Annotated in this window: 13 protein-coding genes; 7 read left to right on the top strand and 6 right to left on the bottom strand. The window is 46.7% G+C overall.

Going from position 1 to position 16,108, the window contains the following annotated elements:
* Positions 1-207 precede the first annotated feature (207 nt).
* Positions 208-2,148 (top strand): HAMP domain-containing methyl-accepting chemotaxis protein, encoded by a 1,941-nt coding sequence (locus HCZ42_RS07150; RefSeq protein ID WP_167420045.1) that lies wholly within the window; start codon positions 208-210, stop codon positions 2,146-2,148.
* A gap of 124 nt (positions 2,149-2,272) precedes the next feature.
* Here HCZ42_RS07150 and HCZ42_RS07145 read toward each other — a convergent pair whose 3' ends face one another.
* On the bottom strand, positions 2,273-3,274 hold the full coding sequence (locus HCZ42_RS07145) for a LacI family DNA-binding transcriptional regulator (RefSeq protein ID WP_167420044.1): 1,002 nt from the start codon (positions 3,272-3,274) through the stop codon (positions 2,273-2,275).
* A gap of 194 nt (positions 3,275-3,468) precedes the next feature.
* Between HCZ42_RS07145 and HCZ42_RS07140 the strand changes: the two genes are divergently transcribed.
* The 3 genes from HCZ42_RS07140 (at position 3,469) to HCZ42_RS07130 (ending at position 7,327) form a co-directional block, all read left to right on the top strand.
* Entirely contained in the window at positions 3,469-4,923 is a 1,455-nt protein-coding gene (locus HCZ42_RS07140) for a glycoside hydrolase family 32 protein (RefSeq protein ID WP_167420043.1), read from the top strand.
* A 15-nt stretch (positions 4,924-4,938) separates the two neighbouring features.
* Entirely contained in the window at positions 4,939-6,309 is a 1,371-nt protein-coding gene (locus HCZ42_RS07135) for a PTS transporter subunit EIIC (RefSeq protein WP_167420042.1), read from the top strand.
* A 100-nt stretch (positions 6,310-6,409) separates the two neighbouring features.
* On the top strand, positions 6,410-7,327 hold the full coding sequence (locus tag HCZ42_RS07130; protein WP_167420162.1) for an aminoimidazole riboside kinase: 918 nt from the start codon (positions 6,410-6,412) through the stop codon (positions 7,325-7,327).
* A 188-nt stretch (positions 7,328-7,515) separates the two neighbouring features.
* Here the strand turns inward: HCZ42_RS07130 and aceA are convergent, their stop codons facing one another.
* From aceA to HCZ42_RS07115, 3 genes are all read right to left on the bottom strand, one after another.
* A complete protein-coding gene (aceA, locus tag HCZ42_RS07125) occupies positions 7,516-8,829 on the bottom strand; it encodes an isocitrate lyase (protein WP_167420041.1) in 1,314 nt (437 codons plus the stop codon).
* A 133-nt stretch (positions 8,830-8,962) separates the two neighbouring features.
* Entirely contained in the window at positions 8,963-10,591 is a 1,629-nt protein-coding gene (aceB, locus tag HCZ42_RS07120; protein WP_167420040.1) for a malate synthase A, read from the bottom strand.
* A 599-nt stretch (positions 10,592-11,190) separates the two neighbouring features.
* Entirely contained in the window at positions 11,191-12,096 is a 906-nt protein-coding gene (locus HCZ42_RS07115) for a hydrogen peroxide-inducible genes activator (RefSeq protein WP_053409676.1), read from the bottom strand.
* Between the two features lie 198 nt (positions 12,097-12,294).
* Here HCZ42_RS07115 and HCZ42_RS07110 point away from each other — a divergent pair, with 198 nt between their 5' ends.
* The gene (locus tag HCZ42_RS07110; protein WP_053409677.1) at positions 12,295-12,906 is read left to right on the top strand and encodes a peroxiredoxin C; all 612 of its coding nucleotides are present in this window, start codon (positions 12,295-12,297) and stop codon (positions 12,904-12,906) included.
* 392 nt (positions 12,907-13,298) lie between these two features.
* Complete coding sequence (gene dapD, locus HCZ42_RS07105) at positions 13,299-14,330, top strand: 2,3,4,5-tetrahydropyridine-2,6-dicarboxylate N-succinyltransferase (RefSeq protein ID WP_167420039.1); 1,032 nt, start codon at positions 13,299-13,301, stop codon at positions 14,328-14,330.
* 61 nt (positions 14,331-14,391) lie between these two features.
* On the opposite strand, the gene HCZ42_RS07100 is transcribed toward dapD, so the two are convergent.
* Positions 14,392-14,892: a DUF2867 domain-containing protein gene (locus HCZ42_RS07100; RefSeq protein ID WP_167420038.1), complete on the bottom strand. Its 501-nt coding sequence runs from the start codon at positions 14,890-14,892 to the stop codon at positions 14,392-14,394.
* Entirely contained in the window at positions 14,853-15,071 is a 219-nt protein-coding gene (locus tag HCZ42_RS07095) for a hypothetical protein (protein ID WP_167420037.1), read from the bottom strand. Before HCZ42_RS07095 ends, HCZ42_RS07100 begins: the two co-directional genes overlap by 40 nt.
* A 120-nt stretch (positions 15,072-15,191) precedes the next feature.
* Between HCZ42_RS07095 and HCZ42_RS07090 the strand changes: the two genes are divergently transcribed.
* Positions 15,192-15,713, top strand: coding sequence for a TetR/AcrR family transcriptional regulator (locus HCZ42_RS07090; RefSeq protein ID WP_167420036.1), 522 nt, complete (start codon positions 15,192-15,194; stop codon positions 15,711-15,713).
* Positions 15,714-16,108 lie beyond the last annotated feature (395 nt).

The raw sequence follows: 16,108 nt of genomic DNA, 5'->3' as shown, positions 1-16,108 counted from the left end.
TCTATCTAGTGTTACCACGAACCGCCAACAATCGCTTTAACCTATTGTAAAAACACGAGATTAGTTCACGTCTTACCCAAACTGTTATAAATAAAACCATCAACGTAGCGTACAGCATCTAAACTAACAAAAATACCAATAAACACGAATCACATAACAATAATCAGTTAACACATTTACTCGTAGCTAGTTTTCCGGGGAGCGATTATGAGTCTTAAAAAACTACTAACCATGGGGTTTGGAGCGATTCTCGCCCTGATTCTCACCATTTCGGTTATCTCATCGTGGCGTTTCTATCAGTCAAATGAAGGGTTTCAAACTTACCGAGGACTCGCCTTAACTAGCGTTGCGATTGGGCGAGTACAGGCAAACATCCTCGAAGCACGATTGGCCGCACTGAAATACATTCGTACTAACCAGACGAGCGAAATTGAGAGATTTACTCAACGCACTTCTGCCTCTCAACAACTGATCGATGAAGCGAAAGGCAACCAACTGGATGACGCGCAGAAATCCGCACTAACTTCCGTTTCGGAGCAACTTCATCAATACCAGCAAGGTTTCAACAATGTGACCGGATTGGTCGACGAGAGAAATCGATTGGTCGATGAACTGCTCACCCCCTCAAGAGTGACGATGAACCAAGCGCTCACCAACATTGTCAATGACGCGATAGCAAATGATGATTTTGAAGCAGTCGTCGATACCAACCAGCTACAGCTCCACCTCTTATTTAGCCAACGCTACGTTTCGAGCTTTTTAACCACTAATGCTCAAGCTGACGCAGAAAAAGCCGCTAGCAAGTTTGAGTTGGCTCGACAGCAAGAGAAATTGATAAGCTCACAACTCACCGCGTCTAGCTACAGCGCAGACCTTAACGAGCTGTCTGTGGCGTTTGATACCTATCAAACCACTTTTAAACAAATTTTAGATACCATTAATCAACGCAACGAGATTATCTCGGGCACTCTAGACGTGTTGGGCGCTTCGATGGCGGTTTCCATTGAAGAACTAAAACTCGCGATTAAAACCAATCAGGACACGCTGGGTCCAATCATGATCGAGCGCTTTAACACCACGCAGTTTTTGCTGGTCTTTCTCGCCGCTTTCGTTGTGTTATCTGCGTTGGTGATTGCTTATCAGATCTACCGCAGCGTTATCAAAACCGTTGGTGGTGAGCCAAGCTCGATCCAGACGATCGTCGAACAGGTTTCATCCGGTGATCTCTCGAGTCAAATTGCCACCAATGGCAAGGAAACGGGGATTTACGCCAACATCCTCAACATGCGACAAGAGCTACGTCGAATCATAGATGGATTCCACCAAATCTCCGACAATGTTTCATCGGCATCGGTCGAGCTAACCGCCGTGATGAATGATACCGAGAGCAATGCGCGACAAGAGCTTAGTCAGATGGAGCAAATTGCTACTGCGATCAACGAACTATCGAGCACCGCTAGCGAAGTTAGCCAAAACGCCGCCAATGCGGAAAACGCCGCGGGTGACGCGACTTTGCAAGTGAAAGATGGCGCCAACGCGCTTGATTCAACCGACAAAATCACGCAAAAAGTCATCAGTTCAGTTGACGAAACATCGCGTATTGTCAATCAGTTACAAGAGTACTCGGTTGAAATTGGCACAGTGGTGGAAGTGATCAACTCTATCTCAGAGCAAACCAATTTACTGGCACTCAATGCGGCGATAGAAGCGGCGCGCGCTGGTGAGCAAGGACGCGGATTTGCGGTGGTTGCAGACGAAGTACGCTCACTTGCCGCCAAAACTCAGCAGTCTACGATCGATATTCAAGAGATCATTTCCAAACTGCAATCGCAAGCGAATGATGCAAGTGACTTTATGCAGTCGAACCTTGTGTTGACCGAAGAATCGAGCAACTACAGTAAGCAGCTCAGATCCGCGTTCTCTTCGATCACTAACTCAGTTCAGCTTATTTCAGATATGAACACACAAGTGGCGACTGCCTCAGAAGAGCAATCGGGCGTCACTCAAGATATCTCGCAAAATGTCTCGCTGACCTTCGATCTAGTTCATCAGAACGTTGCGGGCATACAACAAAGCCAAAAAGCGAGCGAAGAACTGGCGTCTTTAGCCGAAAGACAAAAAGAGCTGTTAGGTTTCTTTAAGCTATAGAGCCAAAAAACACGCTCTTGAATTGGCTTTCGAGGGTGTGCAAACAGAAAGTACGAAGTGGCGAGTATAAGGTTGAAACCTTAACTCGCCATCTCCGACCTCAAATGTACTGCTCTTTAATGGTCTATTCGCTGCGCAGAATTTCTGGTGCGCGCTCAAGGGCGGTTATCGCCGGAGCATGGCGAACGACTAATGTCGGCTCCAACAAAGTTGGCGATTGTTCCATTTCACCTTCTTGCAATGCGGAAATCATCTTATCAAACCCAAGTAGCGCGATTTGTTTCATCGGTTGACGAACACTGGAAAAGCCCAGCGACTGAGCGATAAAGGTGTCGTCAAACCCGACCACTTCAACCTGCTTTCTCCACTCTATCTCCATCGTTTTCATCGCGTTGTACAAGTGACTGGCACAGATATCATCCGAACAAAAGACGGCTTCCAGCTGAGCGTCTCGATCTGCAATCTCACGCGAAATAAATGCCTGTAAAGACTTAGAGGTATAAGGGGCGAGCACTCGTTGTTCTGGTAGATCCCGCCCTAACCTTTCTAGCTCACGCGTAAAGCCGATAAAGCGGTCAGACAGCTTGTCACTCGCGCCAATAAAACCAATCCGGTGATAACCCTGCTCAACAAAATACTTGGCCACCAGCTCACCGCCATGACGATGATTGGTACCGATACTCGCGGTTTGCTCGCTGGTTGCAGTGAGTAACACCACGGGAAAAGGAAGCGCGTCCAGCTCGGCTAAATGCTGAGGCTTTAAAGAGCGCGGAATCAAAAACACTCCGTCGACTTTGTGGTTAACGCACTCAGACAAGAAGGTCTTCTCCAGTTGCAAATTATTGCGACTGTTAAACAGCAAGATGCTGCGACCATGTTTGTAAGCCTCTTCTTCCAACACATCAACCAACTGGGCGAAAAATGGGTTAGTCATGTTACGCACAATCACAGCAAACAGCTTGGTCGGCTTACGCCGTTTGACGGCGGGCTTCTGATAGTTAAGCACCGTCATAGCCTGCTCAACCGCCTGTTTGGCTTCAGGAGAAACCTTATCACTGCCGTTCAAAACCCTTGAGACGGTGGCGATCGATACGCCCGCTTGCTTGGCTACATCTCTAATTGTCATACCGTTTACCGTCCCAGTTTTGGTTGAGACTAAATGGTATCGCAAATCATGTAACAAGATTTAGTGTTACATCACAGAGCGCTGCATATTTAACCGTTTTTATCGACAAATCGATAAATAAACTTGCCACGCGGTTTTCTCCGTTTTGCAGTCTCACTATGATTTTCACAGGCAACGAACTCAGGTGGCGTAACGTGGAAAATTTAAAATACAAAACGATCGACTTAGCGACAGAACGCGATGTGCGTAATTTTGAAAAGATCAAAACCAACTCAAAATACAGACCTAAATTTCATATTACACCGCCGCATGGGTTGCTCAATGATCCTAACGGTTTCTGCTATTACAACCATCAATACCATCTGTTTTATCAGTGGTTTCCATTCGATACTTTCCATGGCATGAAGCATTGGATGCACTTGACGTCATCCGATTTAATTCACTGGCAAGAGCATGGGGCGAAAATCACCCCAACAGAGAGCTATGAATCACACGGTGCCTACTCAGGAGCGGCAATCGTTGAAGATGACCAAGCGTACCTATTTTACACCGGTAACATAAAGCTCGAATCCGACCGAGATGCGAACCAATGTTTAGCGCTTCTCTCCTCCGACAACAGCGTGGTCAAATATGCAGGCAACCCGGTAATTCAGTCGGTGCCAAAAGGGTACACCGGGCACGTACGAGATCCTAAAGTGCTAAAAAACGGCGGTCGTTATTTCATGCTGCTTGGGGCGCAGCGCGAGGCGGACATGAAAGGCTGCATTATCGTGTACAAGTCGTTCGACCTAACAAAATGGGAGTTCCAAGGTGAGCTCAATATCGAGATTGACGCGCCGTTTTTTTCTGCCTACATGTTTGAGTGTCCAGACTTACTCAAGGTAGACGACCAAGACGTGCTGATCTTCTCACCGCAAGGCGTGGAGCCACAAGAATTCCGCTTCCATAACAAGTTTAACGTCGTCTACTGCTTAGGCACGGTCGACTTCGACAACTTAAGCTTCAAAGTTGAGCATTGGGATGAACTCGACCGCGGCTTTGACTTCTACGCGCCGCAAACTCTGGCGAACTCACCGGACAAGCCGACCTTAATCGCTTGGGCAGGCACAGATGAAGAACTACCAAGTATGGATTACGGCTGGATTCACTGTTTAACCTTACCGAGACGTTTATCGGTCAAACAACAGCGCTTACATCAGTATCCGGAAAAACTGTTCGAGAAAGTGCTCGCAGTACAAGGCGAGTCGCTGCATCTAAACGGTGAACAGTGTATTGACTTAGACAGCCTGTCTTTTGCACTTAACCTAAAGCTTGAACAAGGCAGCCGCAACTTCGAAGTTGCGCTGGTCAATGAAAACAACCGCTCGGTTAACTTGGTTGTGAATGACAATCACATCTCGTTATTCCGAACAAACTACGAGCACCATGCCGAAGACTGGTGCTTTGGTTCAACACGCGAATTAGAAACAGATTACGACATCAACACGGTTTCATTGATCTGCGATGAGAGCATCATCGAAATATACATCAATGACGGTCGAGACGTTTTCACCTGTTTGTTTTTCCCGGAAGACGTCGAACATCGACTCCACCTTTCTTCAACCGACAATACCGAACTCAACATCAACTTACAGTACCTAACAAAATAATAAGTGGTGAACAGAATGAACTATCAAGCAACCGTCAACGAGATACTCGACAGTATCGGAGGTGTAGACAATATCCGCAATGCTGAGCACTGCGCGACCCGTCTACGTTTGATTCTTAAAGACAACGACAAAGTAAACAGTGAAAAAGCCAAAAACATTGAGCAGATCAGTGGTTACTTTTATCAATCAGGCCAGCACCAATTTATCATCGGTACGGGTAAAGTCTCTCACGTGTACGAGATCCTGAAAAAAGCACTAGGCGGCGAGTTTGAGTCAAAAGACTTCAAACAAGATGCGTTTGCCGATATGACCCTTAGCCAGAAACTCGTGCGTACACTGGCGGATATCCTTATTCCGCTTATCCCGGCGCTGGTAACGACTGGTCTGTTGATGGGTCTACGCGGCATGCTGCTCCATTCAGGCGCACAGTTTTCCGCTGAAACCCTTGCACTGTTTAGCATGCTTACCGATACGGCCTTTGCCTTCTTACCCGTTTTAATCGCCTTCTCTGCGGCAAAGAAATTTGGTGGTAATACGATCATCGCAATCGTGGTCGGTTTGATGATGGTAGCACCGCAACTGCCTAACGCTTGGGCGGTCGCCAACGGAGCTGCCGAGCCGATGATGGTGAAACTGTTTGGTTTCGACTTCCCACTCGTCGGCTATCAAGGCACAGTACTGCCTGCAATTTTTGCTGGTTGGTTTGTCGCTTATCTAGAGCGCAATCTACGCCGCTTTATTCCTGCGAGCATGGATTTGGTGTTCACGCCGTTTCTGACCATCACTATCGCGGTGTTTGTCATCCTATTTGGCTTTGGTCCAATTTTGCAGACTATTGAACACGGCTGTACCTCACTGGTTCGCATGGCGTTAGAGCTACCGATGGGCATTGGTTACATTCTGTTTGGTGCGGTGCAGCAGATGATTGTTATTACCGGTCTGCACCACGCACTCGGTGTGATTGAAATCGGTCTATTGAACGAAACTGGCGTGAACCCAATTCAGCCACTGGCGACGGCTTCTATGGCTGGTCAGTTTGGTGCAGCGATTGCGGTTGCGACGCTACTGAAAGATAAGGTGAAAAAAGGTAACGCTTACGGCGCGTCTATGTCGACACTGTTTGGTATTACCGAGCCACTACTGTTCGGTGTAAACTTACAGTACGGCAAAGTGTTTATGTTCGGTATGGTTGGCGGTGCAGTCGGCGGATTCTTGACTTACGTACTTGGCATCAGCGCAACAGGCATGGGCATTACCTTCTTACCGGGCGTGCTACTCTATTCGCATTCTTTGACGGCAGTGTTCGGCTACTTGTGTGTCATTGCCAGTGCTTTCGCAACTTCGTTCTTATTAACTCGCTTTTACAACCCAATTAAGCGAGGTTAGAGAATAGCGCTGCGCGCCAGAGCACACTATCACTCTGGCGCCATTCATCCACCCGTGATGGGCATGTTCCGTCAAACAATACAATATAAGGATGCAGATGATGAGCAAAGTTTGGTTAACCGGAGACGCGGTCGTCGACCTTATCCCAGAGAGCTACAACACCTACTTAAAATGCCCTGGCGGCGCACCAGCCAATGTTGCGGTTGGGATTGCTCGCCTTGGTGGAGAATGTGGATTCTTTGGTCGTGTCGGCAACGACCCATTTGGTCGCTTTATGCAAAAAGTGCTCAACAAAGAAAATGTCGAAACTAGTTATTTGACACTAGATGACGATCACCGAACTTCAACTGTTTTGGTTGATTTGGACATGTTCGGCGAGCGTACTTTTACCTTTATGGTCAAACCCAGTGCCGATCAGTTCACCCAACCACAAGATGTTCCGACTTTTGCTAAGGGTGAGTGGCTACACTTTTGCTCGATTGCTCTGGCCAACGAACCAAGCCGAGGCACGACTCTAGCGGCGGCTGCAGCGATAAAAAATGCAGGTGGTTTTGTCAGCTTCGATCCAAACCTGCGGGAAGAAGTCTGGGCAGAGCCAGAGCAGATTCGAGAAGTGGTGATGCAAGCGGTCGCGCAAGCAGATGTTGTTAAGTTCTCCGAAGAAGAGCTACTTTTCCTTACCGAAACTGACACGTTGGAAACCGGCATTGCGGCGCTACGCTCGTTGGATATTCCCTTGGTGCTAATCACGCTTGGAAAACAAGGCTCGCTCGCGATCTTTAACGGCAAACAACATCAGGTTCGCGTAACAGAAGCAAACGTCGTCGATACGACCGGTGCTGGTGACGCGTTTGTGAGTGGACTATTGGCGAAGCTATCGCAACATCCAGAGTGGCAGCATCAGCCGACGATTCTACAAGCGGTCATTTGGGGGAATCATTGCGGCGCGTTAGCCACCACACAGAAAGGGGCGATGACGGCGTTACCGACTCGAGCGCAATTGATGGCGTCTTTGTAGAGCAGTAATCGAAACGTGTCGTGGATATTGCCAAATTAAAGTTGTTGGGAGAAAACGAAAAAAGAGCGGTCTGCACCGCTCAAAAGCATGTCAAAGCTTATGCCTAAAACAGAATACCAATACCAAAATAGCGGCGAGTTAGAGGCCTGCACTCCTTAACTCGCCTAACGTGGTACTAAGGCTAGGGATTAGAATTGGTCTTCTTCCGTTGAACCAGTCAATGCTGTTACTGAAGAGTTACCACCCTGAATCGTATTCGTCATCTTATCGAAGTAACCAGTACCTACCTCTTGCTGGTGCGCTACGAATGTGTAGCCTTTCTCAGCCGCCTGGAATTCTGGGCGCTGTACTTTCTCAACGTAGTGACGCATACCTTCACCTTTCGCGTAGTCATGCGCTAGCTCGAACATGTTGAACCACATGTTGTGGATGCCCGCTAGAGTGATGAACTGGTACTTGTAGCCCATGTCTGAAAGTTCTTGCTGGAACTTAGCAATCGTTTCAGCGTCTAGGTTTTTCTCCCAGTTGAACGATGGAGAACAGTTGTACGCGAGTAGTTGATCTGGGTATTCCGCGTGGATTGCTTCAGCAAACTTGCGCGCTTCTTCCAGACAAGGGGTTGCTGTTTCACACCAGATAAGGTCTGCGTATGGTGCGTAAGCTAGGCCACGAGCAATCGCTTGATCGATGCCAGCACGTACGCGGTAGAAACCTTCCTGAGTACGCTCACCTTCAATAAAGTCTTTATCGTATGGGTCACAATCTGAAGTCAGTAGGTCAGCTGCATTCGCATCGGTACGAGCAATTACTAGCGTTGTTGTACCAGAAACATCTGCTGCAAGGCGAGCTGCTACCAATTTTTGTACCGCTTCTTGAGTCGGAACCAGTACTTTACCGCCCATGTGTCCACATTTTTTCACTGACGCTAGCTGATCTTCAAAGTGTACACCCGCAGCACCCGCTTCAATCATCGACTTCATCAGTTCGTATGCGTTTAGTACGCCACCAAAACCCGCTTCAGCATCGGCTACGATTGGTAGGAAGTAATCAATACCACCTTCATCTTCTGGTGACTTACCACCAGACCATTGAATTTGGTCTGCACGACGGAACGAGTTGTTGATGCGTTTTACTACCGAAGGAACCGAATCCACTGGGTATAGCGATTGGTCTGGGTACATTGTTGAAGCAGTGTTGTTATCTGCCGCTACCTGCCAACCTGAAAGGTAAATCGCTTCAATGCCCGCTTTCGCTTGCTGTACCGCTTGTCCACCCGTCAGTGCGCCCAGACAGTTAACGTAGCCCTTTTTCGCGCTACCGTTGACCAGTGACCACAGCTTGTCTGCACCACGTTGTGCAATTGTGTTTGCAGGAACAATCGAACCGCGTAGCTCTACTACTTCTTCAGCAGTGTATGGACGCTTAACGTGTTTCCAGCGTGGGTTTGTTGCCCAGTCTTTTTCCAGAGCTTCAATTTGTTGGCGGCGAGTTAATGTAGTCATTGGTCTATCCCTCTTTAGATGAGCGCCTCTTGTTTATTAGAAATGGGCGCTGATTTTTCCTTTTCTTTGGCGGTACTTCCTGCTCCGCCGCGGAATGTTTACGTTATTGGTTGTGAAAATGTGTGTTTGCTTTTTAGTCCAGGTAGTCGTAACCCGGAACGGTTAAGAAATTCGTCAGCTCTTGACTGGTTGTTAGTTTTGCCATCAGGTCAGCGGCTTCTTCGAAGCGACCAGAGTTGTAGCGCTGCTCACCAACTTCGGCTTTCACCACGTTGATCTCTTCAGCGAGGTACTGCTCAAACAACTCGTTGGTCACCACTTGGCCGTTATCGAGCGCTTTACCGTGCTGAATCCATTGCCAGATTGAAGCGCGAGAGATTTCTGCGGTTGCTGCGTCTTCCATCAAACCGTAGATAGGTACACAGCCGTTGCCTGAAATCCAAGCTTCGATGTATTGCAATGCGACACGGATGTTGTGACGCATCCCTTGCTCGGTTCTTTCACCTTCGCAAGGTTCAAGCAGATCTTTTGCCGTGATTGGTGCGTCTTCTTCGCGAGATACATCCAATTGATTGCTGCGCTGACCGAGTACGCTGCCAAATACTTCCATTGCTGTATTTGCCAAGCCCGGGTGCGCAACCCAAGTGCCATCGTGTCCGTTATTAGCTTCAAGCGCTTTATCGTTCTGAATTTTATCCAGTACCTTTTGGTTCTCTTGCGGGTCTTTCGCTGGGATAAAGGCGGCCATACCTCCCATTGCGAACGCGCCACGCTTGTGACAAGTACGAATAAGCAGTCGCGAGTAGGCGTTAAGGAACGGCTTATCCATAGTCACCACTTGGCGATCCGGAAGAACGCGGTCTGGGTGTTTTTTAAGAGTTTTGATGTAACTGAAGATGTAGTCCCAACGGCCGCAGTTAAGGCCGACGATGTGCTCTTTCAGAGAGAACAAAATCTCGTCCATCTCGAATACCGCTGGCAAGGTTTCGATCAACACGGTTGCTTTGATCGTGCCAGTGTCTAAGCCAAAGTAGTCTTCGGTAAAGTGGAACACGTCGCTCCACCACTGCGCCTCTTTGTAGGACTGCAACTTAGGAATATAAAAGTAAGGGCCGCTGCCTTTTTTCAACAACGCTCTGTAGTTGTTGTAGAAGTAAAGCGCGAAATCAAACAGCGCCCCAGGGATAATTTGACCGTTAAACGTTACGTGTTTTTCTTTTAGGTGTAAGCCACGAACGCGACAGATCAGCACGGCTGGATCATTTTCCAACTGGTATTGCTTGCCGTTAACCGGGTTGGTGTAGCTAATGTCACCATTGACTGCATCACGCAGGTTAATTTGACCGTCAAGCACCTTATCCCAAGCTGGGGACATCGAGTCTTCAAAGTCCGCCATGAACACTTTTACGTTTGCGTTCAATGCGTTGATTACCATCTTACGATCCGTAGGACCGGTAATCTCTACACGGCGGTCTTGAAGGTCTTGAGGAATCCCCAGGATCTTCCAGCTACCTTCTCTGATATCTTGCGTATCTTGGAGAAAGTCCGGCAGTTCGCCCGCATCGATAGCGGCTTGCTTTTCTTCACGAGCAGCTAACAAGCTGTCAATGCGTCCAGCGAACTTTGCACACAGAGTAGACAAAAAGTTTTGGGCTTCAACAGGGAAAACGGCTTGATGCTCTGGGGAAAGGGTACCCGTCACTTCAAGCTTGCCTTCTTGGGCTTCTGTTGTTTTTTCTCTATCTGGTGTTTGAGCAAGCATAATCTTTTCCTTACTAGAGTAATTGACGCCGGATTACATTTGTAAGTATCAAACAACAATTAACATCCAACTCAATTGTAATTCGTTTCCGGCTTATCTTCTGTCTGTGGCTTTACTTTCGCTAACCTTGGTTCGCTTTGCAATCTAGACATAAGTCTTAAAAAGCTTGCATTTAAGCTATACCAGACCGGCGTATTTAGAAACCCCAAACGTAAACAAAAAGTTAAATTCGAAGTTTTATTCCGAAAGGTCAAAAGCTCTGTTTTTGAGGGGCAATCTGTAAGTAATTACGTAATTTAATTACAGTTAAATTCAACATGTATAAAGAATTCAAACAAGCGTTTGAGTTAAGAAGAGAGAAAGAGAGACCTTTACTTGTATGGCTTAAGCAGGAATTTCTAAGGATGTATTAAACACGTCGATTTTGCGTCGCTGTAAAATTGACACTGTGAAATTTCACAATTTAATGAAATCTTCATCAAAATATCTTTGTAAAATTTTACAAGTTAAAGTTAACCAACAGCATAAAATGCTAAAAAGCACACTAAAACTAGTGTGCTTTTTAAGTGTATTGGGCAGAATAGGTCTAATACTATTCGCTAAAGCAGTCCTGACACGACATCCGCTAATTGATTAAAAGTACTGACTCGTGACGAACTTGGACGCCAAACCAAGCCAATATGACGATGTGCTTGCTTGCCTGGTGGGTCTACCACGACCAAATTTTGGTTCTCGATCAGACCATGGTCGATGGCCATTTGCGGAATAAAGGTGGTCCCCAAACCATTAGCCACCATTTGTACCAGGGTATGTAGACTGGTCGCAGAGAAAGGATTGATCTTCTCTTTATCGGTGAGTTTGCACGCCGATACTGCGTGCTCGGTCAGGCAATGCTCGCGTTCAAGTAAGAACACGGATTCATCCGGTAGATCAGCATAGCGAATCGGCACTTTGATCGAGTCGGCTTGATTGCGGCTGATGATCATACGAAACGGGTCAGATCCGACAATGCGGCTTTCCATGCCGTCGATATCGACTGGTAACGCTAAGATCAACACATCCAACTCCCCTTGTCGCAGCGCGGCAAGCAAGTTCGTTGTGGTGTCTTCTCTTAATAGCATGTTCAGTTGTGGGAAACGTTGGTTTACTTCTTGGACTAAATCGCACAATAAGAAAGGCGCAATGGTTGGGATACAGCCAACTTTCAACTGACCTTGCATCTCCCCACCTTGACAGAGACGACCAAGCTCGACCAAATCTTGCCCTTTTGCTAGCAGTTCTCGCCCTTGAAGGACGACCATCTCACCGGCATGGGTAAACACCAGCGGGCTTTTTTTGTCTTTCTTCTCATATAGAGGACACCCAATCAGTTCCTCTAGGTTTTGTATGCCTTTACTTAAGGTCGACTGGCTAACAAAGCAGCGTTCGGCGGCTTCACTAAAATGACGGGTTTCATGCAAAGTCACAAGGTAATGTAACTGTTTGAGGCTGGGCCACTTATTCATAGTTTGCTTTCTAAGTCACAACAGATGTTGACCAAGTTAAAAGTTTTACGTTTATCGCTTTTTTCGATTAACTTAATCTATTTAATTCGCTTTTTTCCATACTACAATCTGTACTATAGTTTGTCTCGTACAAACACGGACCAAACCAATGACAATCAATTTGGTTTGGAACTAACCATACTTTTTAGGAGCAAAAAAATGGTACTAGTAGGTCGTCAAGCCCCAGATTTTACTGCTGCAGCTGTTCTAGGTAACGGCGAAATCGTTGATAACTTCAACTTTGCAGAGTTCACTAAAGGTAAGAAAGCAGTTGTTTTCTTCTACCCACTAGACTTCACTTTCGTTTGCCCATCTGAGCTAATCGCATTCGACAACCGTCTAGCTGATTTCCAAGCTAAAGGTGTTGAAGTAATCGGTGTTTCTATCGATTCTCAGTTCTCTCACAACGCATGGCGTAACACTGCTATCGAAGATGGCGGCATCGGTCAAGTTAAGTACCCACTAGTTGCTGACGTTAAGCACGAAATCTGTAAAGCATACGACGTTGAGCACCCAGAAGCAGGTGTTGCTTTCCGTGGTTCTTTCCTAATCGACGAAGACGGTCTAGTTCGTCACCAAGTAGTGAACGATCTACCTCTAGGTCGTAACATCGACGAAATGCTACGCATGGTTGACGCACTAAACTTCCACCAGAAGCACGGTGAAGTTTGCCCAGCACAATGGGAAGAAGGTAAAGCAGGTATGGACGCATCTCCAAAAGGTGTTGCAGCGTTCCTATCTGAGCACGCATCAGACCTAGGCAAGAAGTAATTCTGCTTACACACCCTCGCTCATCGGGTGTGATGGTTGGACAATATAAAGCTAATTAAATAAAAGCACAGCGCCAATCAGTTCTAAGTAAAGTCCTATAAAAGCCCGAAGCACTGCTTCGGGCTTTTTTATTCACCTCTATCCTCGATTAGAACTGCTGATGACATGGATAAAGCCATCACTGACTTTATCTCAGCCCTACAAACAAGGTATCGATTGAAAACGGGATGATATATCCCAAAAGACACAATATCGCCAAAGAGACAATACGTATCGTCTTACGGACTTTATCTTGTTCGGCTCTTTAAAGTCGAAAAAGCACTCTTTATGATGAAAGACAGACGAGAAGCTCAATAGCTCTCTTTACAGATAAAACTACATGGAGACTCAACATGGCTTACTTTTCACTAGCCTTTGGTACGGCAACTAAAAACCGTGATGGAAAAATTATCGAAGCGTTTTTCCCAAACCCAGTTCTTAACCCTACAGATGCTGTTGTAGAAGCAGTAGCAAAAATCGCTGGTTACGAGCAAGGCAACCAAGCTATCGAGATCTCTGCGGCACAAAGCGCTGAGCTAGCGGCGGCATTTGAAGCAAACGGCGATGTGGCAAACGCAGCATTTGCTCAAAAAGCAGCACAATCAGCACAGCCTCTTGTATTGGTTATCCTAGCGACTGACGAGCAGCCTCAATCGGTTGCTGAAGGCTTCCTAAAACTACAATTGATTTCTAACCGTTTAGTTCAGCCACACGGCACAGTACTAGACGGCATCTTCGGTCTGCTGCACAACATTGCGTGGACAAACGAAGGCCCTATCGACCTACCAGAGCTAGCGGATCGTCAAATCGAAGCTCGCCTTGCAGGCCGTACCTTGTCTGTAGACTGTGTCGACAAATTTCCGAAAATGGTCGACTACGTTGTTCCAGCTGGCGTTCGTATCGCTGATACTTCTCGCGTACGTCTAGGCGCGCATGTTGGCGAAGGCACGACTGTGATGCACGAAGGCTTCATCAACTTCAACGCAGGTACGACAGGCGTGAGCATGGTTGAAGGCCGTATCTCTGCTGGCGTTATGGTCGGCAACGGCTCTGACATCGGTGGCGGCGCGTCTATCATGGGTACACTCTCTGGTGGCGGTAAAGTAGTAGTTTCTATCGGTGAAAACTCACTACTGGGTGCTAACGCAGGTCTTGGTTTCCCGCTAGGTGACCGTTGTACGGTTGAGTCTGGTCTATACGTTACTGCGGGCTCTAAAGTACGTATGCTGGATTCTGATGGTAACGAAGTTGAAATCGTTAAAGCTCGTGACCTTGCTGGTGTTTCTGACCTACTATTCCGTCGCAACTCAGTAACGGGTCAAATCGAGTGCCTAGCGAACAAAACAGCCGTTGAACTCAACAGCATGCTACACAGCAACAACTAAATGATCGATTCAGTTTGAATCATCGAGAATAGAAAGAAGCCGAGCATAACGCTCGGCTTTTTTATTGCGTTTCGAGCCGCTTCAGCATTGATCGGATACTCGCGACCGCCACCAACTTATGGAATGGGATAATCGCCATTAGATAACCTTTGCCGATGCTCGAATGTGTTTGTACCATCGTACTTATCGTAAATTGGCAAGCCGTGCGTTTGTACACAGATAACCAAACCCGCATATGCTTCTCGCTCGTGCTGCAGACAATTTCCTGCTCATCCAAGTATTCGACCCGATGCAGCCCTTCTCCCTTGCCGACTTGTAACGCCTCTGCTGACGGGACGACTTGGATATCTTGCACCTGAAAACCCAACGGTTTAACGAGCTTGTTTCGCACCGACATCAACTGTTGCACAAACATTGGCAACTGACCAAAAATGGCGTGATAAACCTGTGCCGGAGTTTGCCCTTGCTTCGCGACTAAAAACGTAAACGCATCATGAAAATCGCTTTGTTTCGCAATTGGGGTTAACTGACTCTGTTGCGGGAGTTTGTCGGGTTGAACCATAGCTGCTCCTTAATCATATGAACCATTTCCGTACGAACTTCTTTCCCCCCTATCAACGCTAATAAAACCAGCCCACCAGGAATGAGAATAACCTTCAGTATCGGCCTGAGCAGATACGAAAAACAAAAAATCGTCGGTAAAAAAATCAGCAGTTGAGCCAATCTCTCAATATATTTCATCTCCATCACCTTTATTATAGAAATTGAGCGCGCTCATTTTTTTTATAATTGAGCATGCTCAATTTGTCAAATAAACGATCGATAGGTATGATCATCGACGAATCATTGACAGGATTAACGATGAGCAAACGACAAATCACCCGAGCGCGAATTCTATCCTCTGCTTGGCATTTATTCGCAGAGCAAGGCTATGACGAAACTACTACTCGTCAGATCGCTCGCCATGCAGAAGTCGCCGATGGCACCGTGTTCAGCCATTTTCCGACAAAATTAGAAATGCTACGTGAAGGCATGTTGGCGCAACTGTCAGAATTGAGCGCCAAAGTACTCTCTTCAATCGGTGCAGTAAGCGATATTGAACTAGGGATGACATTAGTAGAAGAGTACTACCGCTTCTACTTCGCCAATGTGGCACTGAGCAAGGCGCTACTAAAAGAAGTGATCTGGGATCTCGATTACTATCAAAGCTTCAACCAAGAATTGTTTGATTCCGTTTGCCTCACGCCCGAGTTAAAAACCAAAACGCCATTGATCATCGATTGCTATTTCATGACGTTGATTACCCACCTTAGCAAGCCAACCCCTTGCGTTGAGCAAGCTCTGGCTGAACTTAAAGATAAATTTCAGCAACTTATCAACTAGTGACAACGTTCATTTAATGAGCGTTATCACTCATAACCTTCATATTTGCTCAATAAACTTCCATTCGGTATGACCAGTTAATAGACACATTGGTCAACCAATCTCCGCCCGTACAGCATTCCTGTAACCAACATCACAACCAAGCAACAGACTTCATATCTTAAGGTTATAAAAATGTAATATATACATAGGGTTATATTTACACCTCCTAACCTCTCTTTGAACAAAACACTTGCCACCGTACGACCTAAGGCAACTCTCCTCATCATGTGAAAAATGATCAAAAACGATGACTGCATTAACAAAAAAGCCACTTTTCGTTATCAAAACAATGCTCGAACGCTCATTTTTTGCGTTTGTTTGTTTTCGAATTAATTTGAATGTGCAGAATGTGC

Origin of the sequence: Vibrio hepatarius, assembly GCF_011806575.1 — a bacterium.
In the GTDB taxonomy this organism is placed as follows: domain Bacteria; phylum Pseudomonadota; class Gammaproteobacteria; order Enterobacterales; family Vibrionaceae; genus Vibrio; species Vibrio hepatarius_A.
Note: the sequence above shows the minus strand (reverse complement) of the source record. Positions and strands in the feature narration are given on the sequence as shown.